A 22,872-nucleotide genomic window follows, 5' to 3' on the forward strand; every position below is an offset into this window, starting at 1 on the left:
AAGTTGATTATTTAATGATTTCCAATAATGCCCTTTGAGCATTATGCAATTTTTCACCCTCTGCTGGCTCAGCACGAATCCAAGTACCGTCGCCTTGTAGCAACCATGCTTGCTGATTATCTTGTAAGTAATTTACCAAACCTTGTTGGTAAATACGTTTTTTCAATGCAGGGTCTTCAACAGGGAAACACGCTTCTACACGATTAAATAAATTACGGTCCATCCAGTCTGCACTTGAACAGTAAATACGTGCATCACCATTATTACTGAAGTAATAGACGCGAGTATGCTCAAGGAAACGTCCTACAATTGAACGCACTCGGATATTCTCCGACAGGTTCGGCAAACCTGGACGTAAGCAGCAAATCGAACGGATAATCAGGTCAATTTGAACACCCGCCTGAGAAGCTTCATACAATTTATTGATTAACTGGACTTCGGTTAATGCATTTACTTTCACAATGATTTGAGCTTTACGGCCTGCTTTGGCATTGGCAATTTCTTCATCAATAAAGTTAATGAGCTGAGCATGTAAGGTAAATGGTGCATGTAATAGCTTTTTCAATTTCGCCATTTTGCCCATACCAGTCAATTCTTGGAATATACGGTGTACGTCTTCACACAGATCTTTATCTGTGGTCATGAGACCATAATCAGTATAAATTCGAGCATTCATTGCATGGTAGTTACCTGTTCCTAAATGAACATAACGTACCAACTTATTATTTTCACGGCGCACTACCATAATCATTTTGGCGTGGGTTTTATAACCTACGATACCGTAAACAACGACTGCCCCCGCTTCTTGTAAAACGTTCGCGACTTCAATATTTGATTCTTCATCAAAACGAGCACGTAATTCAATAACGGCAATAACTTCTTTTCCATTACGCGCCGCTTCTGCCAAAATTTGTACAATTTCAGAATCAGCACCACTACGATATAACGTTTGTTTAATGGCTAAGACTTGTGGATCACGAGCGGCTTCACGAAGTAGCTGAATCACAGGAGCAAAAGATTCAAACGGATGATGAAGCAAAATATCTTGCTTCTGCATTGCAGAAAAAATACTTTCGGTCTTTTTAAACACTTTAGGCACAACAGGTGTATGCGAGTCATAACGCAAATGAGGGCGTTTAAAATTTGAAACTAGACGAGCTAAGTTTACCGGACCATCAACTTTATATAATTGCTCATCGGTTAAATCGAACTCTTCAAGTAAGTACTCATAAATATGCTGTGGACAGTTATGAGTTACTTCTAAGCGAACTGCACGGCCAAAACGACGAGAACTTAATTCACCTTTTAATGCTTTAGCTAAGTCTTCAACATCTTCATTTAATGCTAGATCTGCATTACGTGTAACACGGAATTGGTAACATCCAGTTGCTGTCATTCCCGGGAATAAATCAGACACATGTTCATGGATAATTGCCGATAACATCACGTGATGTTCTTTACCACCTGTTAATTCATCTGGTAGTCGTACCACGCGAGGTAATGAACGTGGCGCAGGCACAACAGCTAAATCAATTTGACGACCAAAAGCATCTTTACCTTCAAGAGTAATAATGAAGTTCAAGCTTTTATTAACGAGTCTTGGGAATGGATGTGCTGGATCTAAGCTAATTGGCGTTAATACAGGCGCTACTTGTTCATGAAAATATTTTTTTACCCAAGCAGACTGGGCTGGAGTTAACTCACCACGACGTAAGAAGCAAATATCTTCTTCACGTAGCTTAGGTAAGATTTCTTCATTTAAAATACGGTATTGACGCTCAATCGCAGCATGAGCAGTTTCAGAGATTTTTTGTAAAACCTGTCTTGGTGTAAGACCGTCAGGGCTACGACTTTCATTGCCTAAAGAAAACTGTTCCATTACTCCCGCAACACGAATTTCAAAGAATTCATCAAGGTTACGTGAAAAAATGAGCAAGAAATTCATTCGTTCAAGCAATGGATGTAAAGGGTCTACCGCTTGTTCCAATACACGTAAATGGAAGTCAAGAATAGACAATTCACGATTTATATAACGGTCATTATAACTGTATTCTATTGGGTTCGTTGGTGTAATCGCTGTATTCATGTCTAACTCTATTCTCTATCCAGCCAAAATCTCTATAAACCAGTATGCTGCAAAAATATGACAATTTGGTAAAAACTAAAAAATTAACACATCTTTAAAACAGCATTATTCAGGAATCTGGGTGCTATTCATATAACGTAAAATAACGCGTTTTCGATATTGTAGTTTACGATCATTGCGGTGATCTTGATAATATTTCGGATCAGGCAATAATGCGGCTAAGAATGCAGCTTGTTCGCGCGTTAAGCTTTTAGCACTTTTTCCATAATAATATTGAGCGGCTGCTTCAATACCATAACGATTTTTGCCGAACTCAACCGAGTTCATATATACCTCAAGAATTCGGCGTTTTGACCACATCCGCTCCATCATCCAAGTCGCGACAGTTTCTTGGCCTTTACGAATAAACGAACGCTTATTGTATAAAAACAAGTTCTTTGCAAGTTGCTGAGACACGGTGGAACCACCAGCAACCACTTCACCCTTTTCATTATTGCGCTCTAAAGCAAAACGAATACCATCCCAGTCAAAACCATGATGGTGAATAAATTTTGCGTCTTCTCCCGCTAAAATCGCATGTTTGAAATTGTCGCTAATATCATCATAGTCGCGCCATTCATGAATGATCGGCTCAGATGTATCTGACCAATAATCTAATCGCATAAACATGGTCGTATCCACTTCATGTGTCCGCCACCAAACTAAACTTGAGAAAATCCAAAGTTGAATGAGGAGAATTGCCCCGATAAAAATTAACAACACGCGAACAATAAAAGCTTTCATGTTCGTCCTGATCTCCTGTATTCAACTTTTTTCATGTTAAGCTGTTAAGCATGTTCATATATAACAAAAGCATAGCATGACTCAATATCAGCCTCCGCACATTAATCGTAAACTCAATGTACAAACTTGGTGGCTGACTGCCCTATTGATCTTGATTAATGTAGGTTTGTTTGTCTGGCAAATTGCGACGGGTGTCGATATTAGCGACCCTGCCATGAAAGATGCTATTCATTGGGGTGCAGATTTTACACCATTGACTTTTACCGGGCAGCCCGAACGCTTATTTACCAGCATGTTTTTTCATTTTGGTCTTGTTCATCTCATGCTCAACATGTGGGCCCTCTATATTTTCGGTAATGTTGCTGAGTCACTATTTGGTCGCTTCTATTTTATAGGGATGTATTTACTTGCTGGCTTATTCGGTAGTCTTTTAAGTAGTTATATGACCATTCAAAATGGACATGAATTGCTACAACACTTTGATCAGAGCTTACTACCTCATGTCAGTGCCGGAGCTTCGGGCGCCGTGATGGGATTAGGTGCTGCATTAACAGTTCTTTCTTTGTTCCCACCACTCCCACGTCAAGCCTACATACTCGATAAAAAAGCATTATTAATGATTATGGCAATCAACCTTATTTTTGGTTTTGTCGCAACTGGTATTAATAATGCCGCACATATTGGCGGCATGGTAATTGGAGCATTCCTTGCACTCATGTGGTACTTAAGCTATGTCAGTAAATTTAAAAATACACTCAAAATTTTAGGCTTATTAGCAGCAGTAATTATTACAGGTGGTTTATATATATACTGTGTACAACTCAACTCACCTTTACTTCCACTATGGCATGAAATCATCATTCAGAACCCTGATATTATTCCTTAAGCTACAGCTGGTTTAATTCTCTTAAGCTTTGCAAAGGTGGTAAGTTGCAAAGATAACCGAGTCGATAACGACCTATCAGGGCACAAATTAGCATCATACCTAGGGGTAAAATCAGCCATATTTCCATATGCCACTGTATTGCCATATTCATTTTATAACTGGCAATCGCACTAATCACTTCAGCAAAACAGCAGGCAACTATGCCTGCTAACAGACCTAAGAACCCAATCTCAAAACTGAGCATTTGCTTCATTTTATTTTTAGATAAACCAAATGAGCGTAGTAAAGCAACTTCACGGCGCCTTTCGTCCATTAATAGGTTTAAACATGCAATCAGTACTAATACACCTGAAAAACCGACCAATGCTGCTAGTACAGTCACTATTTTGACCAAGACATTCATTAAGCGTTTTACTTCATCTAAAATTCGATCAACATCAATAAATACTGTATTTGAAAATTGCTGAATAATATTGATCATTTTTGGCTGATCTTGCTTCGGTACATAAAAACTGCCTAAATAACTTCCTGCATTTTCATCTAAAGTTTTAGGTGAAAAAATAAAGAAAAAGTTAGGACTAAAACTTTCCCATTCTACATTTCGAAAGTTAACAACTTTGGCTTGCAGCGTGCCTTCAGGCAAGCTAAAAGTCAGCTTATCTCCAATTTGGATTCCTAAACTTTCGGCAGTTTTACTTTCAACTGAAACTTGCCCTACACCATTAAACTGGGCTTGCCCTTTTGTAATGGCATTGTCATTCGGCAATTGATTTGATTGCGTTAAATTCAATTCACGACGCAAAGAGTTATTTTGTTTTATGGCTTCTTCTGAAAAAGGTACATCATTCTTTGCTACCAGTCGGCCTCGGATATTTGGATATAACGGCGTGCTTTGCCAACCATGTAGCTTTAACTGTTGCTCAAAAGGTTTTAAATCGAATGGAGGTAAACCATATACAAATTGATTCGGGGTCCCTTCAGGAAGCTGTTGCTGCCAACGCTGTAATAAATCTGTTCTTAATACACTGAGTACTGTAATGAGGCTTAAGCCTAAAGCCAGTGCAGTAATTTGTAAGGCACTTTGCGAAGGTGAACGAATATAAAAAGACAAACGATTTTTCATCTTTTTTAAACTACGAAGCATGAGCCAAACAACGGTATACAGCAAAATACAAAGAACAATAATCGCAGCCAGAACCATAATGCTGAGCATCAAGTTTTCACTTAACACCAAACTAAAAACAATCAGACTGCTAATACCTGCAAAAAACATAAAGAATAATGATTTTCGAGATTTGGCTTCTTCCCGAATCACCCGAATTGGAGGTGTATTTAAAAGCTCCCAAATGCTTGGCAAAATAAAACCGAGCAGCACAATCACACTCGTAAAAATAGCGATTGGTAAAGGCCCAAGTAAAAGTGGTATTAGCGAAAAACTTAACTCTAATTGAGGAATTAATTGCAGCATAAGTTGCAGCAGGCCATATCCCATGATTAAACCTAAAAGGCTTCCCATCACAATTGAAATCGCACTGACAATACAAAGTAATCCAATATAGGCCCATAAAATTTGGAACTTACTAGCGCCTAAGCATCTAAGAAGTGCAATATGATCTTGGTTTTGCTGAACATATCTTTGACTCGTTAAAGCGATGGCAATTCCACACAACAAAATCGTTAAAATATTGGCTAATTGCAAAAAGGTATCTAGGTTTTCAAGTGGGCGTAATAACCGACTATTTGATTCACTCGCATCACGTAAACGTAGACCCGCCGCTTCATCTGGTTCTTTAGAAGGTTGATGCTGTTGCTTAAATTGCTTTGAAAATGCCTGAACTTGTTCAGGTTGACCAGACATTAACAGTCGATAATCGATTCTACTGCCTGTTTGAATTGCATGCGTTTTAGCAATATCTGCTTGATGAATAATGACGGTAGGTGAAAAACCCGAAAAACCGAGTTCTTGATTTGAATCACGCACTATCATGCCGCTAAAACGGAAGGAGCCATCAGCAATAGAAACAATATCTCCCCTTTTTACTTTTAATAAGTCCGCAGCTCTTTGACTTAGCCAGACTTCACCAGATTGAATCGCTTGAGTTTTTGGCGCAATTTCAAGCTGCCCTCTAAGTGGAAACGCAGGTTCTATCGCTTTTACATTGACCATGACAAACTGATCTTGTGTATGAGCCATAGAGCTAAATAGAGTGACATTGGTTTGCTTTAAACCAAGCTGCTCTGCCCTTTTTTTCCACGGCTGTTCAATAGGCTCATTATTCGACAGAACTAAATCAGCACCTAGCATTTGCGAAGCTTGCAGACTGACTGCATTTTTCACTTGGTCATTACTAAATTTCAGGGCTGTGGTTGCACTAATCGCAAGCGATAAAGCAATAATAAGTAGATATAATCCACCCGTACGAAAACTTTGTAGCAAAAGTGGTTTGAGAAGATTACGCATCATTTAACCACCCTGTACTGTCTTTAATCGGCCGTCATCTAACTCAACATGGCGCTGACAAAGGGTTGCTAAATTACGATCATGGGTCACCAAGATCAGTGTCGTACCTAACTCTCGGTTTAAATCAAAAAGTAGACTCTCAATTTCCTGTGCTGTCTGACCATCTAAGTTTCCTGTCGGTTCATCCGCAAAAATAATTTGTGGTTCTGCAATAAGAGCTCTCGCAATCGCAACACGTTGCTGTTCCCCTCCAGATAAGACTTTAGGTGTTTGCTCAACCTGACGACTCAGCCCTACTCGATGCAACCAATCTAAAGCTTTTTTCTCTGCGGATTTATAATCAAAATCTTTACGTAATCGTAAGGGCAACATCACATTTTCAAGCGCGCTCAACTGAGGCAAAAGTTGGAAAGACTGAAATACAAAACCAATATGCTGCATTCTGATTTGGGCGCGTTGTTCCTCTGTTAATTGATGAACAGCTTGACCACATAACCAGACTTCTCCTTCAGTTGGTTGATCTAAAGTTGCCAAAATTCCCAATAATGTTGATTTACCTGAGCCGGAACGCCCAGTAATTGCCACCTGCTCCCCTTCAAAAATCTCTAAATCGATATTTTTTAAAATCGTAAACTGATTTTGGTTAATCTGAATAGTTTGTGTAACTTGATGGGCAGCAATGATGGGTTGTGGCATGATGTGAAAAGTCCTATGTATTCAGAATCAGGGTCGAAGTACAAATGTATAAATCTTTTTTGATTGGTTCTAAAAGCATCATGCTCATCTCATTAAGTATGTTGCCCATGCTTGTATCGGCGAAAACTATTTTAATTTTAGGAGATAGTATTAGTGCCGGTTACGGAATTGATCCTAAACAAGGTTGGGTACAATTACTGCAAAAACGCTTAGACCAACAGTATCCCAAACAACACAAAGTGGTCAATGCAAGTGTTAGTGGAGAAACAACCAGCGGCGCTTTAGCCCGTTTACCTAAATTATTACAGTCCTATAAACCTAATGTGGTCGTGATTGAATTAGGTGGAAATGATGGTTTACGTGGTCAGCCACCACAGATGATTCAAAAAAATCTGGATCAGCTCATTCAATTAAGCCAAAAACAAAAAGCCCAGGTTATTCTTTTTGGCATGAAAATTCCGCCAAATTATGGGGCTGCATATAGCAAAGCTTTTGAAAATAACTATAAAGTTGTCAGCCAAAAATATCAGGTGAAATTACTTCCGTTTTTCCTCGATGGTGTTGCAGGTCAAAAACAGCTTATGCAAAATGACTTGATTCATCCAAATGCTCAAGCACAATCAAAATTACTTAATTTAGCTTATCCATATATAAAAGGTGCCCTGTAGGCACCTTTTAGTTTTAATAATTATTGTTAATCTAATTAAAAATCAAAGAAAGTAACTTCACCAGTTTCTAGTGAGTATTCTGCACCCACAACAATCAACTCACCTTTCGCAATCAAGCTTTCAAGCACACTTGAACCATGACGTAACTGATTGACCGACGCAAAAACGTTTGAACGTACCGCATGACACGATAATTTTTTCAAATCATTTTTTAAGTCAGTTTGCATTAAAATTTCAACTGATGGACGAACACGGTTCACAATCGACATTAAGTTAGATGATGGCGGTTGATCAGGGTTCATCAACGTATCAATTGTCGCCTGAATAGCGCCACAATGACTATGCCCTAATACAACAACAACTGGACAGTCATAGCGTTCTGCCGCGAACTCAACACTACCAACTTGTGAAGGAGCAACCACATTACCAGCAACACGGATTACGAATAAGTCACCAAGACCTTGATCAAATACCATTTCTGCTGGAACACGAGAATCTGAACAGCCTAATACAATCGCAAACGGATTTTGATCCTTTGCCATTTCAGCGCGTTCATGATGCGATAAGGTTTTTGCAAGGGAAGTATTTCCATTTACAAATCGTTGATTACCAGCTTTCAGACGATCTAAAACTTCTTGCGCAGTAGGCATTTTATATTTCCATTGTTTTTTCAAGGTTAGAAATCATTTTAATGTGTCAAAATTTGAATGTCACTGACAAAAAATAAATCCTTTGTCATGAAAAAATTTAAATATCCTTAATTCATTTTAAGGTGGATTTAACCTCAAATTCCCTACTGTTTAGTGAAAAAATAGACATACTTTAGCAAATGGATTGACTATAATTTTCTCCCTTTTAATCGTTTGGCAAATGACTCATTGGCAAAGTTTTTCAATAATTTTCCAATCGCTCACGCTTCAAGGATGAAATCTTATGACAACACTGTTTGTATCAACTCAAACTGCTTTTAAAAAAGCTGCTATAGCATTTACCGTAGCATGTAGTCTTACCACAGTAATGGGTATTTCGCAGACAAAAGCAGCAGATACAATTGATGTGAGCTTTCAAAATATCTTACAGCAAGAGCGAAACTGGGCAGGTCTACAAAGCAAAAGTTTAAAAGTTGGCGATGTAAAATGGTCTTATAGTGAAGGTGGCTCTACCAGCAAACCTACTTTGTTACTCATCCATGGATTGGGAGGTAGTCGTGATAACTGGAACCGTGTCGCTCGTTATCTGACAGCAAATTATCATGTCATTATTCCAGATCTACCGGGCAGTGGTGAAACTGTAGTTACGCAGGACTTTGATTATTCTGTTCCTAATCTTGCTGAAAAATTACGACGTTTTATCGAAGCCGCAAATTTAAAAGGTCCAATCCATATTGCTGGGCATTCACTGGGTGGCTCAATTGCCCTGCTCTATGCCGGACAATATCCATTTGAAACAAAAAGCCTATTCTTGGTTGATAGTGGCGGAATTTTCCGTTCTGCAAATACAATTTACTTAAAAGATCCTGTCTACTTAAAGCAGCTGTTAGTGTCTAAAAAGGGAGACTTTAACTATTTGTTAAAGCAAACCATGTTTAGCCCGCCATTTATCCCTAAAGAGTTTCTGGAAGCTCAAGAAAAGCTCATGATTAATCAAGCACCTCAAACTCAAAAACTGGTTGATCAGCTTATTGCACTCAATAAAGTTTACACCCCCGACTCATTTGCAGTTTTAACAAAGACGATTGATGCACCAACACTGATTTTATGGGGTAAACAGGATAAGATTATTAATGTAGAAGTCGCTAGTGAACTAAAACGACTTTTAAAAAATGCCCAACCTCCGGTTATTTTAGAGAATGTTGGCCATATGCCAATCTTGGAAGCTGAGCAATTAGTGGTTCAGCAATATTTGCCTTTTTTATTAAAAGTCGAGGCCAATCAGACCACTAAAACCAGTACTCCCTAATTCCAATTTTCAGACTTGCGAGACCTTATGTCTACTCAGCCATTCATAGAAAAACTCATTGAAGCTCATCTAGATTTTTTAGATGAAGAGTTTGCTCAGGCCAATACCATCCAGCAAGAGTTTGAGCAATTTTATCATTGGTTGGGTAGTCGGCAACTACAGCACCTCTGGACTTTTGAGCATATTCAGCAACTCATTCAAAAACAGATTTTAGATACTCCTGCTTCTGATTTTCTGATTGAACAAATTGCAGAACATATTCGTTTTGCACTTATACATCCAATCAATGACAGTACAACAATTGAAGATGTTATTCCTGTTTTAACCATTGATGGAATTGCACAATACGTTGCAAGTAAAGAAGAGCATCGTAAAAAAATCATTAAAACGATAGTTAATAATCCTGCATTTTCAGCACTTTTGACTCAACTGATTCAACAAACAATGCATGATTACTTAGATGAATCTATGTCAAAACGTGTGCCAGGTGTAGGCCGTTTTATGAAAATGGGAAAATCGGTTCTAGAAACTGTGACCGATTCGAATCTAGACGATACGATTAATCATTATTTGCAAAAGAATATTTTAAAACTGAGCCAAATGAGTGAGCGTGTTTTAAACCAACATTTTGACAATGATAAGCTCTATCATTTTCAGGCAAATGTTTGGCATAAAGTTAAAGCCATGCCGCTTTCTGTTTTAAAAAATTATATAGAGGTTCAGGATTTATCAAAAACTGTGGGTTTAGGGCATGAAATCTGGGACCACATGCGCCAAACTTCTTACCTGAAACAACAAGTACATGATGGTATCTATACTTGGTATGTTCGAAATCAGGAACGTAATTTTGACTTGTTACTTCGTGACCTCAATATCGATGAAAACTTAATTCAACACGAACTGTCTCAGTTGCTTGTCCCTGTATTACAGCAGTTAGTTACAACAGGACATTTAAGACGACGTGCCCGTGTTCACTTAGAAAAATTTTATTATTCTGAAAAAGCATTAAATATTTTAAATAACAAAGGCGCTTAAAGCGCCTTTGTTATTTAATCGCTTAGAATTTATAAATTATTCCTAAATTATAGCGACGCCCATCTAAAACATAATTATAAGTTGCCACATCTATGTCTTTATCAAATAAGTTGTAAATACCTGCCGCAAATTGGATCTTGTCAGTCGGTTTATAGTTCATACCAACATCAACCAATCCATAAGCAGGCTTTCCTTCAGCCATTGAGGTTCGACTTAAATATTCAGAAGTTTTACTACGGAAATTCAAACGACTCCACATATTTACTAAGTCATTAACTTGCCAATCTAAGGTAGTATTAAACATATGTTCTGGCATTTCGTTTAAAGGTTGACCTTTAAATTGACCACTTTTTTGTTCAGTATCGGTATAAGTATAATTGGCGTTCATTTTTAAATCTGGTGAAATCAACCAACCAAATGTCGCTTCAACACCCCTCATATTGGCTTTATCTACATTTGTACGTTGACTGACAAAATCAAAATCCAGACCTAACCACTTACACTCGCGAGCGCCTGCCTCACCTGAACAGGTTCTAACTTCTGTAATTTTATCTTTAAATTCACTATTAAAAATCGTTAAACCCGCATTCAAGTTATCAAGATTATCCCAAGAGAATGAAAGCTCATAGTTCGTACTTTTTTCAGGTTTTAGATTAGGATTACCAACAATTACTCCTGCAGAACTGCTCCCTCCTGTCGCTTGTCCCCATTCTGCTACAGTCGCTCTTAATGCAGGTGTTTTATAGCCTGTTGATACACCGCCTTTAATAATCCAGTTATCATTTAAAGTCCATACCCCATATAATTTAGGACTGAAATGATCTCCAAATTTTTCGTCCTGATCCATTCGTAATGACATTGTTAAAGTGAAAGGATCAATAATATTCCATGCATCTTCTGCAAATAACGCCCAACTATAACGATCTAAATTAGAAACAGGCTGTGATCCACCCACTTTTAATTGATTACCTAAATCATCTAATTCCTCTTTGAGATAACTGCCGCCCACGCTAAGCGCATGATTTGCGAGTGTGATCTGGTTAAGGGTGTTAAATGTAGTATTTACAGCTTCCATATTTCTAGACGGGTTCTTATTTTCTTCGCGTTGAATATAAGAATGAGTCTTCACAGGACCAATATCACCACGGTGCGTTAAACTATATTCTGTACGGTAGTAGTCTGTTAATGAATCCGCTGGTGGATTACGGCCAGTTTGAACAGGTGAAACCGTTTTTCCAATGGTCGCATTACGATTTTGAATAGAACGCTGGTATTCAAGTTCAATCGTATGTTGATCATTTGGTGTAAGGCTTAAAGTAGTCCCACCTGCCCGAATTTTTTGTTTGTTATAACCACCAATAATTTCATCTTCATCTCTTTGTGAAAATGTGCCATTGGCTTTTAATCCAAGTAAATTCTTAATTAATGGGCCAGAAACATAAGTATTGGCTTGGTAAAGATTTCCAGATTTATTATTTTCTTGAATTGTTGTGTCTAACTTAACTGAACTGTTCCAAACATCTGCAACTTTTTTAGTAATGATATTGATAACACCACCCATCGCATCTGAACCGTATAGACCAGACATTGGTCCACGAATAACTTCAATACGTTCGATACTTTCAATTCCCGGTAACCAACCTTGCTCAATACCTGAGTTATCACTGTTAGGGCGCACAGAACGTGTATTTACCTTCTTACCATCAACCATAATGACTGTATATGTACTTCCCATTCCACGAATACTGATATCAGATGAGCTTCCCCCACCTGTAACAACCACTCCAGGCACATCTTTAAGTGCATCAGTTACATCACGATATGCTTTTTTATTAATCTCATCTTGAGTTAAAACCGAAATAGAAGCTGCTGCTTTTTTTATATTTTGTTCAAAACCACTTGCTGTCACGACTATTTTTTCTAATTGTGCAACTTCACCTTCTTTTTTATTTTTTATAGAAGAATCAACTAAAATATTTTCACTTTCAGCGGCATAAGCCGTAGGAAACATTACTGTAAGTACCGAAATTGATAATACAGATTGGAAAATACTTTTCGTCATATCCGACTCCAACACATTAAATTATGAATAAATATTAAGTTTTACTTAAACAAATGTAACAAATTTAAATGATAAAATAAACAATATTGATAATTATTTTCAATTGATAGCCATAAAAAAACCTCATTACGAGGCTTTTTTATTTCACTTTTCAAATAATTTAATTATTTGAAATAAGCACCTTCAGCTTGCGTATGGTCAGTTTGGTCAACCACACGTTGAAGCTCAGGAATCTGCTCTTTTAAAGTAGTTTCAACGCCCTGTTTCAAGGTAACGTCAATTGCAGAACAGCCTTGGCAACCACCACCAAATTTCAATACAGCAGTTAAACCATGTTCTGGGTCATCTTGTACTTCTACCAAACTACAATTTCCGCCATGCCCTGCAAGACCTGGGTTAATTTCTGCTTGAAGAATGTAAGTAATACGTTCTTCAATTGATGCATCTGGACCAACACGTGGAACTTTAGAATTCGGTGCACGGAAAGTGAGCTGACCACCAAAACGGTCCTTATTGTAATCAATTACAGCATCTAAAAGATAAGGAATCGATGGCGCATCAATATATGCAGGAAAATCAGGATAGTCCTGTTTATAATCCGTTGGGACTACTTCTTCTGGTGCACTATATGCCATACAGCACTCTGCACGTGGCGTACCTGGATGTTCAACAAAAACTCGAACGCCAATTCCCGGAGTATTTTGCTTCGACAATAAATCGTGCAAATACTCTTGTGCAGATGGTGTAATCAAAAGGTTTGGAATTTCTTCTGCAACAGCAGTGTTGGTGTTCTCAGTCGACATAACAATATTCCTCAAGCTGATGCCTTTATATTAACCGAAGATGAGGTGGATTTAAAAAAAATCAACTAAATTTGTCGGATTTATACACAACAGGGTTTCAAGTTAAGTTTTTAATGGCATTATTGGGCCAGTATTGATCATTTTTTAAATATTTCTTATGTTGCATTTGCCATTTAACCATACAGTTACTCTTATTATTATTACGGTCATTATCTCTTTACTTGCTTTTAGCAACCAGAACGTGATGAACCGGTTGATTTTTTGGCCGCCTGCAATGCAACGTGGACAAATTGATCGCTTCATTACTCATGGCTTTATCCATGCCGATGGAACCCATCTACTCTTTAACATGATCACCCTGTTTTTCTTTGGCAGTATTATTGAAAGTTTTTATCGCCAGTATTTTTATGACATGGGTTTTGTGTTGTTCTACTTAGGTGGCTTAATCTTCGCAATTTTACCAAGCTATCTACAACACAAGACTGATGCGAATTGGGCAAGCCTAGGTGCGTCTGGTGCTGTTTCAGCTGTTTTATTTGCTTATATTCTGTTCCAGCCATGGAAACTGATTTTTGTATTTTTCATTCCTGTACCCGCTATTATTTTTGCGATTTTATATGTGGCGTACAGTATTTGGGCTGGTAAGCGCGGTAATAGTCATATCAACCACAGCGCTCATTTGTGGGGTGCAGCTTACGGGATCATCGTAACCATTTTACTTGAGCCAAAAGTCATTCCACATTTCTTAGACCAACTCACTCGCCTTCCTTTCTAAAGTATATAAATCTAAGAAAAAGCCCGTTATGGGCTTTTCTTTTTTTCTCATTTGTTTATCACCATAAATTCTCAGTCTTTTTTCTGATTTTCTTTGATCAATTCGTTGTTTTGATTGCAAAAACCATCTGATTAAACTCATGCCAATTCTTTTAATAATTCAGATGATACAATGAAGTACAAAGCAATTTTATCTAGCCTTTCCATTGCTTTATTTAGCTTATCTTTGGCTGGATGTAATGACAACGATAATCAAGAAAATGTCGTAAGCACACCTAAGCAACCGAATATCTTATTTATTATGGCTGATGACTTAGGCTATTCAGATTTAGGAGCTTTTGGTGGAGAAATTCATACCCCTAATATTGATAGTTTGGCTCAAGAAGGTCGCCTTTTAACCGACTATCATACCGCCCCAACCTGTTCTCCGACACGCTCTCAACTTATTTCTGGGACTGATCACCATTTAGCTGGCATTGGTGCAATGGCTGAACTCACGCCAGAGCGTTTGAAAGGACAGCCAGGTTACGAAGGGTATTTAAACGACCGTTCGCTATCCATCGCACAAGTACTTAAAGATAATGGCTATCGCACTTATATCAGCGGTAAATGGCATTTAGGGCTAACCCCTGAAACAAATGCACACGCCAAAGGTTTTGACCATTCATTTACCTTATTACAAGGTCTAGATCACCACTTTAAGCAAGCGCCGAGTGCCTTTAAGCGAAATTCAACCTATACAGAAGATGGTCAAGTTATTCCTGTTTCGGCATTGCCTGATGACTTTTTCTCGACAAATTATTTTACCGATAAATTACTAAGCTACTTAGACTCAGGCAAAAATAGCGGCAAACCGTTCTTTGCTTACGCGGCCTATACAGCACCTCACTGGCCCATTCAGGCACCTGCTGAATACCGTGAAAAATACCGTGGAGTTTATGATGTCGGTTACGATGCTATTCGTAATGCACGTATTGCTAGGCAAAAACAGCTCGGGATTATCCCTGCAAACTTTGATGCAGCAGAACCAATTGCGACACAGAATGCTCCACAAAAATATGGAAAATGGGATGAGTTAACAGCTGAACAAAAAGCGCTTGAAGCCCGTAAAATGGAAATTTATGCAGGCATGGTTGAAAATCTCGATGCCAATGTGGGCCGAATTATTCAATACCTCAAACAAAATAATCTTTATGACAATACTTTAATTTTCTTTGTTTCCGATAACGGTGCAGAAGGTTTTGTACGTGGCGGATATGGCAGCGAATCTGGTTTTGATAACTCAGTAACAAATGTGGGCACGCCTACTTCGTATCACTATATTGGACCACGTTGGGCCGAAGTGAGTGCCGCACCATTCCATTTATGGAAGGATACAGCTGGCGAAGGTGCAACCACAGCGCCTGCTATTGTGAAATTACCGAACCAGAAAAAAGCAGAAGAAACTAATCATAGCTTTGCATCAGTACTCGATGTTTTCCCAACTTTACTAGAATATGCTCATATTCCCGTACCTCAAGGCCAATATAATGGTCGTACCATTAATACGCCATCAGGGGTTTCATGGAAACCTTTGCTTGAAAATAAAACAACCACGATTCGCCCCGAAAATTTTAGTTTTGCTGATGAGTTACATGGCAGCAAATATGCAAAACAAGGAGAGTGGAAAATTGCCCTTCAAGGACGCCCTGAATTAGGCACAGGAACATGGGAGCTATACAACATTAAAACGGATCGAGGGGAAAGACAAAACGTTGCTCAGCTTTATCCTGCTAAAGTGCAAGAGCTCTTATCAGTTTATCAAAAATATACTGAAAAGAATGGCGTGCAGGAATACAACGCCAAATGAAATTGAAACCATTTTTAGTTACAACCATCAGCCTGTCTTTTATGACGGGCTGTAGTCAATCTTCACAAGTTTCTGAATTTGCACCCTCGTTACAGCAGCAAACTTCTTTAGCTGACTTAGGCTCTATTGAAAAGTGTAAAAACTACACGGGACTACCTAAAGGTTGGCTCAAACAACCTACCGCTGGGATGGTTTTAATTGCTGATGGGCATTTCAATTTTGGTTCTGAAAAAGCCTATCCAGATGAACTTAATTTTGGAAAAAAACAACGGGAAGTCAAAGGATTCTGGATTGATCAGACAGAAGTTACCGTTGCTCAATTTGCAAGCTTCGTGAAAGCCACAGGCTATATTACAGATGCCGAAAAACAAAAGCAGGCTGCAGTTTTTTCACCAGACTCTCATCATCCACAGCAATGGTGGCAGCTAAAATCAGGTTATACATGGAAAACCCCAAATGGCAGTACTGGCGCCCTAGCTAATCCGAATGAACCTGTGCGATATGTGAGTAAAAATGATGCTGAACATTATGCAGTCTGGCTAGGACATGATTTACCAACAGAACTAGAATGGGAATATGCAGCTAAAGTCAATTCAAAAACTGATACGCCCTTACATCAAGCCCCTACCGATGAACACCAACATCCCCAAGCAAATTACTGGCAAGGTGAGTTCCCTTTTCAAAACCTAAATCAAGATCACTTTAAAGGTGTTGCCCCGGTTGGATGCTTTGCGCCTAATAATTTCAAACTATTTGATATGATTGGAAATGTATGGGAATGGACATCATCTCCATATCAAGGGGCTCATGATCAACATATGGGAAATTATTCTGATTTAAGACAACAACAAATCACCAGTACACAATATGTAATTAAAGGCGGATCTTTTCTTTGTGCTCAAAATTATTGTTCACGTTATCGAAACAGTAGCCGCTATCCTCAAGACTTTGATTTGGCAGCAACTCATGTGGGCTTTCGAACAATTTTACGGTCTGTTTAGTTTCTTTTAATCAAAATTATTAAAGATATTCTTAACGAAAAGTAGATCGAAAAATAATCAATATATTTCTATAGTACAAAGGAGAATGATAAAAAATTGAGAACATGATGAAAATATTATTTCTTTGTGCAGCAACAATTTTCACAATGTCATTATCAGCCTGTGCAGTTCATACACGTGAAGGTAGTATTGTGATTGATCCCGACTCACCTTATCACAACCATCCTGGAGACTTTTGCCCACCAGGACAAGCGAAAAAAGGACGGTGTTAGAGATACTCTTCTTTTAAAGTAATTTTGAAGTTACTTTAAAGAAATAAAGTTCAAACAAGTGAGTACCCAAATGGAGGGTTCCAACCCAAAAATAGATGGGATGAAACTAGAAAATTATGGTGCAAAAAAATCACCATATCCCCAAGATTTTTAAAAGACAATCTTATGTTGTCTTCTATCTAGTTTCACCCCAATTCTTTCTTATTCAGTCTGACTTTTCTTATCTTTTAATAAAAAAGTCTAGTTTTTAATCATTTCTGTATCTGTATTATTGATACATTTTGCTCATTTTACCTTCAGGTTAAAACTGATGTATTCGCTTAATACAAAATAATCATTTATGTAACATAAGTCTATAAAAATGTTCTAAAAATGTGAAAAAAATTAAGGCGAAAATGAGATAGATTTATCATAATAAATTGCTCCTTCATGTTTCATCACATAAATAATCAATATTATTTTGTCAGTTATTGCCACTCGTTTCCTTTCGTTGGCATAGATAATGTATACACCTGTATATTAACCCAGTCGTATAACGAGATATTTTATGTCCAGCACAAGTCAAGTCGAAGGTCTACAATTTCCAGTACACGCCTCAACAAAAAAACAAAGCACATCTCTTACAGGCCAAGAGATTTTGTCAGAGGCTTTATCTGTTGTAGATAATAAAACCGCGCAACAAGTGCTGAATGAAAAAAACTGGCGAAAAAACTACCCTACCTATTTTAAAGCACTTGTTAAACAAGGAATCTCAAATAGTAGCAACCCCATTACTATTGCTAAGCAAGGTTTGCATAAAGCCCATCATATTTTTGACTATTATCGTGATAATAAACATTATCTTTTAAAAGATGCGGTTCATATTGCTTCATCTACGCCACTTCATACAGTCAAACTTAAAGGTGAAAGTGAAGCAGCTCCAGAGTGGTACGTTCCTTACAAAGGACAAAAACTCAGTGGGCAAAGCTTATTGGACCAAATTCAACGTTGGGAAGAGGCTGGTATTATTGAACCAAGTCATGCAAAAGCCTTACGTGAAGCTACTGCCCATCCAGAATGGTTTGATTTATCTGACCGTACCATGGTGCTGTTTGGTGCAGCCTCAGAAGCTGGCCCTCTACCTTGGTTGGCTAAATGGAAAGCAAATATTATTGCAGTCGACTTACCTAACCCACGTGTCTGGGGCAAAATTTTAAATACGATTCAACAAGGAAACGCAACTCTGATTGCACCCAGTGTTGAACAAATTGATTCTTCGGCAAAAGCTTCCGAGCTAAAAGATAAATTGGGTGCAAATTTATTGACTCAATTACCAGAGATTGCACAGTGGCTAGTGCAGTTTCCACAAAAGTTAGATTTGGCCGCAATCGCCTATTTAGATGGTGAAAAGCATGTGCGCGTTTCCATGGCAATGGATAGCATTATGCAATTTGTGAGCGAACATAAGCCTGATACGAGCCTTATGTTTATGTGCACGCCAACCGATGTTTATGCGGTTCCTAAAGAAGTAGCCAATGCTGCTCAAGAGAAGTTTAAATCACGTACTAAAATACAAAAACTGGCGGTAAAAGGCGTTTCTACACTTTCGTTAAAGCGTTTTTTTCAAGCGCCTTATCAAGACTTAATTGCTTGTGAAAATGGAAAAACTTATGGTATTGCCGACTGCCTAGTCGTTGAGCAAGGGCCAAATTATGCTTTGGCAAAACGCATTCAACAATGGCGTGCTATTTTAGCTCGCCATCAGGGTCAACACGTAAGTATTAATATTGCTCCATCTACAACTACCCACTCTGTGACTAAAAATCCATTACTGAAAGCTGCTTTTAATGGTGCTGAGCTTTTTGATGTAGAGGCCTTTAGCCCTGAAACGACCAATGCCATTATGGCGGCAATCTGGATTCATGACTTAAGAAATGAGTCTTCTGTGGCAAATCCTGAAACTGAATTGGACCATCCGCTTGAACTCATGATGGAAGGTGCCAACCACGGTGGATTGTGGCGTGTTGCTTATTTAGCAAGAACTGCCCTGCCTTTTGCGGCAATCTATGGCTTCGCGACCGAAAAACTACCTTTTGGAAAATCATCTAAAAAATAATTTGATTGAAGCCCAATTCTAGAATTGGGCTTCTTTCTGTATTTATTTATTTTGAAAGTGTGAGAGATATTTTTGCATTTCATCAGACGGCACCATACCGCCTCCTGTCGCCCATATTACATGGGTTGCCTGTTGTAATTTCTCAGCTGATAATTGATGTAAAGCCAAATAATCCGGACTCGTTTGGACATAATAGGGTCCCATCATTCCTGCTACCGCAGAAGGCTCAAGCTGAATATTTTCGGTTTGATTTAAAAGCGCAATGAGCTCATATAAACGTTTATCATCAATGGTGTAATAGCCATCAATTAACTGCTGCATAGCACGTCCCACAAAACCTGAAGCACGGCCTACCGCAAGCCCATCTGCGGCTGTAACATTATCGATGCCAATGTCATTTACTGAAATCTGATCATGCAAGCCTGTGTGGACACCCAGTAACATACATGGTGAATGGGTGGGTTCTGCAAAGATACAATGTACATGCTCACCAAAAGCCAGTTTTAATCCAAAACTCACCCCACCAGGGCCACCACCAACGCCACACGGCAAATAAACAAATAATGGGTGTTCAGCATCAACTTTAATTTGTTTTTGCTCAAATTGCTGTTTTAGACGTATTCCTGCAACGGCATAGCCTAAAAATAATGTTTTTGAGTTTTCATCATCAATGAAAAAACAATGTGGATCTTGCTCTGCTGCTTTTCGTCCCTCTTCAACAGCTACGCCATAATCACTGGCATATTCCACAACATTAACGCCCAGTGAACGTAGTTTGTCTTTCTTCCACTGCCTCGCATCAGCAGACATATGAACGGTGACTCTAAAACCGAGTTTGGCGCTCATGATGCCAATCGAAAGCCCTAGGTTGCCTGTAGAACCTACTGCAATTTGGTACTTAGAAAAGAACGTTCGAAATGAATCTTGATCTAACTTACTGTAATCATCTTCTGGCTTAAGTAAGCCTGCCTGCATGGCAAGTTTTTCGGCATGTGTGAGCACTTCGTAAATGCCACCACGTGCTTTAATTGAGCCAGAAATAGGTAAATGACTATCTTTTTTTAGCCAGAATGCTCCACTCAATTGCACTTGTTCTGTTGAAGAAAGTGCCTTTTGCATGTTCACAATTTCAACGATACCTGATTCAATTTTTCCATGTTGCGATTGAGTTTCAGGAAATACCTTTGCCAAATAAGGTGCGAAACGCGCTAGCCTTGCTTCCGCGTCACTTACGTCCTCTGCTGTAAGCCCCACTTTTTCTAAAGCTTCTGTTAAAGAATAACGATGAGGCATAAACCAAAATGTTTCTTGATAATCTTGTAATGTTTGAATAAGTGGAAATTGTTGTTTTAGCTGATCTATTTGAACCGCATCCATAATCTATCCTAATATCAAAGTTTTAAGCCCAGCCTTAAAGCTGCTTGATGCTCTATAACGACTTGTTAATTTATAATTGAATGTACATGAAAATAGACTGAACTTTAAAAAGAAACAAATAAAAAAGCCACTGTAAACAGTGGCTTTAAGTTTTTTAAATGCTTTTATACAAACTGCAAGAATAACCAGTACAAACCGCCTGACAAACAGATTGTTGCAGGAAGAGTAAATACCCATGCAGATAAAATTGTTTTAACTGTATTGAAGTTTAAGCCTGATCTATTCGCGACCATGGTACCTGCAACAGCACTGTTTAAAACGTGTGTTGTTGAAACAGGCATACCTAAACCATCAGCAGCTGCAATTGTACTCATTGCTACAAGCTCAGCAGACATCCCTTGACCATAAGTCATGTGATGCTTACCAATACGCTCACCTACAGTCACAACAATACGTTTCCAACCCACCATGGTGCCTAAGCCAAGTGCCAAAGCAACGGCTACTTTCACCCAAGTTGGAATGTATTGTAAGAATGAATCTAAGCTACTACGGTATTCTTTCACAAGTTTTTCTTGTGACTGATCCATTTTTGGTAATGCATTCGCTTTATCCAAACGTTTAAACGATGTGGTGCTTAAATACATGTCATTACGAATTTCGCTAATTGCGGCTTCAGGAATGTCTTTTAAGTTGCTATAGCTAGAAACACGCTCACCCAAATGATCAGTCAGGCTTGCCAATGCAGGCACTACTTCTGGAGTTTGCTGTTTAGTTTGAATATATTTAGTCAAAATAACACGTGCTTTTTCATCGGTTAATTCTGGCTGATTTTGATTCAAAAATACGGCAGTTTGAGAAGAAAGCTGATGGAATGATTGAACTTGTTGTGTATCAAGGTTTTTATTTAATGAATAAGCCAACGGCACCAGACCAACCAAAATCAGCATGATGAGACCCATACCTTTTTGACCGTCATTTGAACCATGTGCAAAACTTACGCCTGTGCAGGTAAAGATTAAAATTGCACGAATGATTGCTGGAGGTGGTTTATTACCTTCTGGTGGCTGGAATAATTCTAATTGGCGTTTAAAAACAGTTTTAACTAACAAGAAGACAATCGCTGCAAAAGCAAAACCAATTAAAGGTGAAAACAATAATGCCTTACCGACTTTAATCACCTGATCCATATCAACACCACTGGTCGTTACGCCAGTCGATGCACTCAATAGATGGTTCATAATGCCCACACCCAAGATTGAACCAATCAAGGTATGAGAGCTAGACGCAGGAATACCTAAGAACCAAGTTCCTAAGTTCCAAAGAATCGCAGCAATAAGAAGCGCAAAAACCATTGCGAAACCTGCACCACTGCCCATGTTCATAATCAATTCAACAGGCAACAATGCAATAATACCGTAAGCGACTGCGCCGCTTGCAACCATTACCCCAAGAAAATTACAAAAACCTGCCCACATAACTGCTACCGGTGCAGGTAAAGCATTGGTGTAAATCACTGTCGCGACTGCATTTGCAGTATCGTGGAAGCCATTTACAAACTCAAAGCCTAAAGCAATCAAAAGTGCTGTAGATAAAAGGATAACCGAATAAAGACTCAAAGGCGGTACATGCGCTAAATCAGCACTCACCTGAAATCCAATATAAATAAGTGTTGCAACAATAATCGTCAGAAACACCGGCATAAAAAACTTAGGTGTCGGGACATGTACATTCGTCGATTTGACTTGCAGGTTTGCCGCAAGTTTTGAATCCGAAACAGGGGGTAGATTAGAATTCATGCAGACGGTAAGAGGATAGAAAAATCCTCTGTATTCTTAAATTAAATTATGACAATTATATGACAAAGCGGCGTCTGATGAAGTCAATTTTTCATATTTTGACCTCATTTGATGCACCTTTCCTCTATGCAATTTATTTTTATTTTAAAATACAATAATTTAAATCATTTTATATCTTCCTTATTTATGACTATTTTTAAAGCAAAAATATATAAAAAATTACCTGCATGACTATTTTTCAAACAGCCTAATTGTCATAAAACGGAATA

18 protein-coding genes are annotated in these 22,872 nt (G+C 38.4%); 9 read left to right on the plus strand and 9 right to left on the minus strand.

All coding sequences use genetic code 11. The annotated features are described in order from the left end of the window. Positions 1–7 precede the first annotated feature (7 nt). Together ppk1 and mtgA are read right to left on the minus strand one after the other, a co-directional pair. The gene (ppk1, locus tag OD757_RS07625; RefSeq protein ID WP_263031440.1) at positions 8–2,086 is read right to left on the minus strand and encodes a polyphosphate kinase 1; all 2,079 of its coding nucleotides are present in this window, start codon (positions 2,084–2,086) and stop codon (positions 8–10) included. A gap of 105 nt (positions 2,087–2,191) precedes the next feature. Next, complete coding sequence (mtgA, locus tag OD757_RS07630; RefSeq protein ID WP_263031441.1) at positions 2,192–2,869, minus strand: monofunctional biosynthetic peptidoglycan transglycosylase; 678 nt, start codon at positions 2,867–2,869, stop codon at positions 2,192–2,194. 76 nt (positions 2,870–2,945) lie between these two features. Between mtgA and OD757_RS07635 the strand changes: the two genes are divergently transcribed. After that, complete coding sequence (locus OD757_RS07635; RefSeq protein ID WP_263031442.1) at positions 2,946–3,755, plus strand: rhomboid family intramembrane serine protease; 810 nt, start codon at positions 2,946–2,948, stop codon at positions 3,753–3,755. 1 nt (position 3,756) lies between these two features. Here the strand turns inward: OD757_RS07635 and OD757_RS07640 are convergent, their stop codons facing one another. After that, positions 3,757–6,216, minus strand: a complete 2,460-nt coding sequence (locus OD757_RS07640; protein ID WP_263031535.1) for an ABC transporter permease — start codon at positions 6,214–6,216, stop codon at positions 3,757–3,759. Between the two features lie 3 nt (positions 6,217–6,219). Next, entirely contained in the window at positions 6,220–6,912 is a 693-nt protein-coding gene (locus OD757_RS07645; RefSeq protein ID WP_263031443.1) for an ABC transporter ATP-binding protein, read from the minus strand. A gap of 44 nt (positions 6,913–6,956) precedes the next feature. Here OD757_RS07645 and OD757_RS07650 point away from each other — a divergent pair, with 44 nt between their 5' ends. Then, on the plus strand, positions 6,957–7,580 hold the full coding sequence (locus OD757_RS07650; protein WP_263031444.1) for an arylesterase: 624 nt from the start codon (positions 6,957–6,959) through the stop codon (positions 7,578–7,580). A gap of 35 nt (positions 7,581–7,615) precedes the next feature. Here OD757_RS07650 and OD757_RS07655 read toward each other — a convergent pair whose 3' ends face one another. Beyond that, positions 7,616–8,230, minus strand: a complete 615-nt coding sequence (locus OD757_RS07655; RefSeq protein WP_003653067.1) for a carbonic anhydrase — start codon at positions 8,228–8,230, stop codon at positions 7,616–7,618. A gap of 283 nt (positions 8,231–8,513) precedes the next feature. On the opposite strand from OD757_RS07655, the gene OD757_RS07660 reads away from it, so the two are divergent. Then, positions 8,514–9,539 (plus strand): alpha/beta fold hydrolase, encoded by a 1,026-nt coding sequence (locus tag OD757_RS07660; RefSeq protein ID WP_263031445.1) that lies wholly within the window; start codon positions 8,514–8,516, stop codon positions 9,537–9,539. 27 nt (positions 9,540–9,566) lie between these two features. After that, positions 9,567–10,574: a hypothetical protein gene (locus tag OD757_RS07665; RefSeq protein ID WP_263031446.1), complete on the plus strand. Its 1,008-nt coding sequence runs from the start codon at positions 9,567–9,569 to the stop codon at positions 10,572–10,574. A gap of 22 nt (positions 10,575–10,596) precedes the next feature. On the opposite strand, the gene OD757_RS07670 is transcribed toward OD757_RS07665, so the two are convergent. Beyond that, positions 10,597–12,636, minus strand: coding sequence for a ligand-gated channel protein (locus OD757_RS07670; protein ID WP_263031447.1), 2,040 nt, complete (start codon positions 12,634–12,636; stop codon positions 10,597–10,599). A gap of 164 nt (positions 12,637–12,800) precedes the next feature. After that, entirely contained in the window at positions 12,801–13,439 is a 639-nt protein-coding gene (gene nfuA, locus OD757_RS07675) for a Fe-S biogenesis protein NfuA (RefSeq protein ID WP_009386614.1), read from the minus strand. A 157-nt stretch (positions 13,440–13,596) separates the two neighbouring features. On the opposite strand from nfuA, the gene OD757_RS07680 reads away from it, so the two are divergent. The 5 genes from OD757_RS07680 to OD757_RS07700 all read left to right on the plus strand — a co-directional run bounded on the left by OD757_RS07680 (position 13,597) and on the right by OD757_RS07700 (position 19,430). Further along, entirely contained in the window at positions 13,597–14,214 is a 618-nt protein-coding gene (locus OD757_RS07680) for a rhomboid family intramembrane serine protease (protein WP_263031448.1), read from the plus strand. A 171-nt stretch (positions 14,215–14,385) separates the two neighbouring features. Beyond that, the gene (locus OD757_RS07685; protein WP_263031449.1) at positions 14,386–16,062 is read left to right on the plus strand and encodes an arylsulfatase; all 1,677 of its coding nucleotides are present in this window, start codon (positions 14,386–14,388) and stop codon (positions 16,060–16,062) included. Further along, a complete protein-coding gene (locus OD757_RS07690; protein WP_263031450.1) occupies positions 16,059–17,063 on the plus strand; it encodes a formylglycine-generating enzyme family protein in 1,005 nt (334 codons plus the stop codon). The genes OD757_RS07685 and OD757_RS07690 overlap by 4 nt, the downstream gene beginning before the upstream one ends. A gap of 107 nt (positions 17,064–17,170) precedes the next feature. After that, positions 17,171–17,335 (plus strand): hypothetical protein, encoded by a 165-nt coding sequence (locus OD757_RS07695; RefSeq protein ID WP_009386556.1) that lies wholly within the window; start codon positions 17,171–17,173, stop codon positions 17,333–17,335. Between the two features lie 547 nt (positions 17,336–17,882). Then, positions 17,883–19,430: a hypothetical protein gene (locus tag OD757_RS07700; protein ID WP_263031451.1), complete on the plus strand. Its 1,548-nt coding sequence runs from the start codon at positions 17,883–17,885 to the stop codon at positions 19,428–19,430. A 42-nt stretch (positions 19,431–19,472) separates the two neighbouring features. On the opposite strand, the gene OD757_RS07705 is transcribed toward OD757_RS07700, so the two are convergent. Together OD757_RS07705 and OD757_RS07710 are read right to left on the minus strand one after the other, a co-directional pair. After that, the gene (locus OD757_RS07705; RefSeq protein WP_263031452.1) at positions 19,473–20,807 is read right to left on the minus strand and encodes a D-serine ammonia-lyase; all 1,335 of its coding nucleotides are present in this window, start codon (positions 20,805–20,807) and stop codon (positions 19,473–19,475) included. A gap of 164 nt (positions 20,808–20,971) precedes the next feature. Further along, the gene (locus OD757_RS07710; RefSeq protein ID WP_263031453.1) at positions 20,972–22,603 is read right to left on the minus strand and encodes an inorganic phosphate transporter; all 1,632 of its coding nucleotides are present in this window, start codon (positions 22,601–22,603) and stop codon (positions 20,972–20,974) included. Between the last annotated feature and the right edge of the window lie 269 nt (positions 22,604–22,872).

It is taken from the genome of Acinetobacter sp. AYS6 (assembly GCF_025630795.1).
Taxonomy (GTDB): domain Bacteria; phylum Pseudomonadota; class Gammaproteobacteria; order Pseudomonadales; family Moraxellaceae; genus Acinetobacter.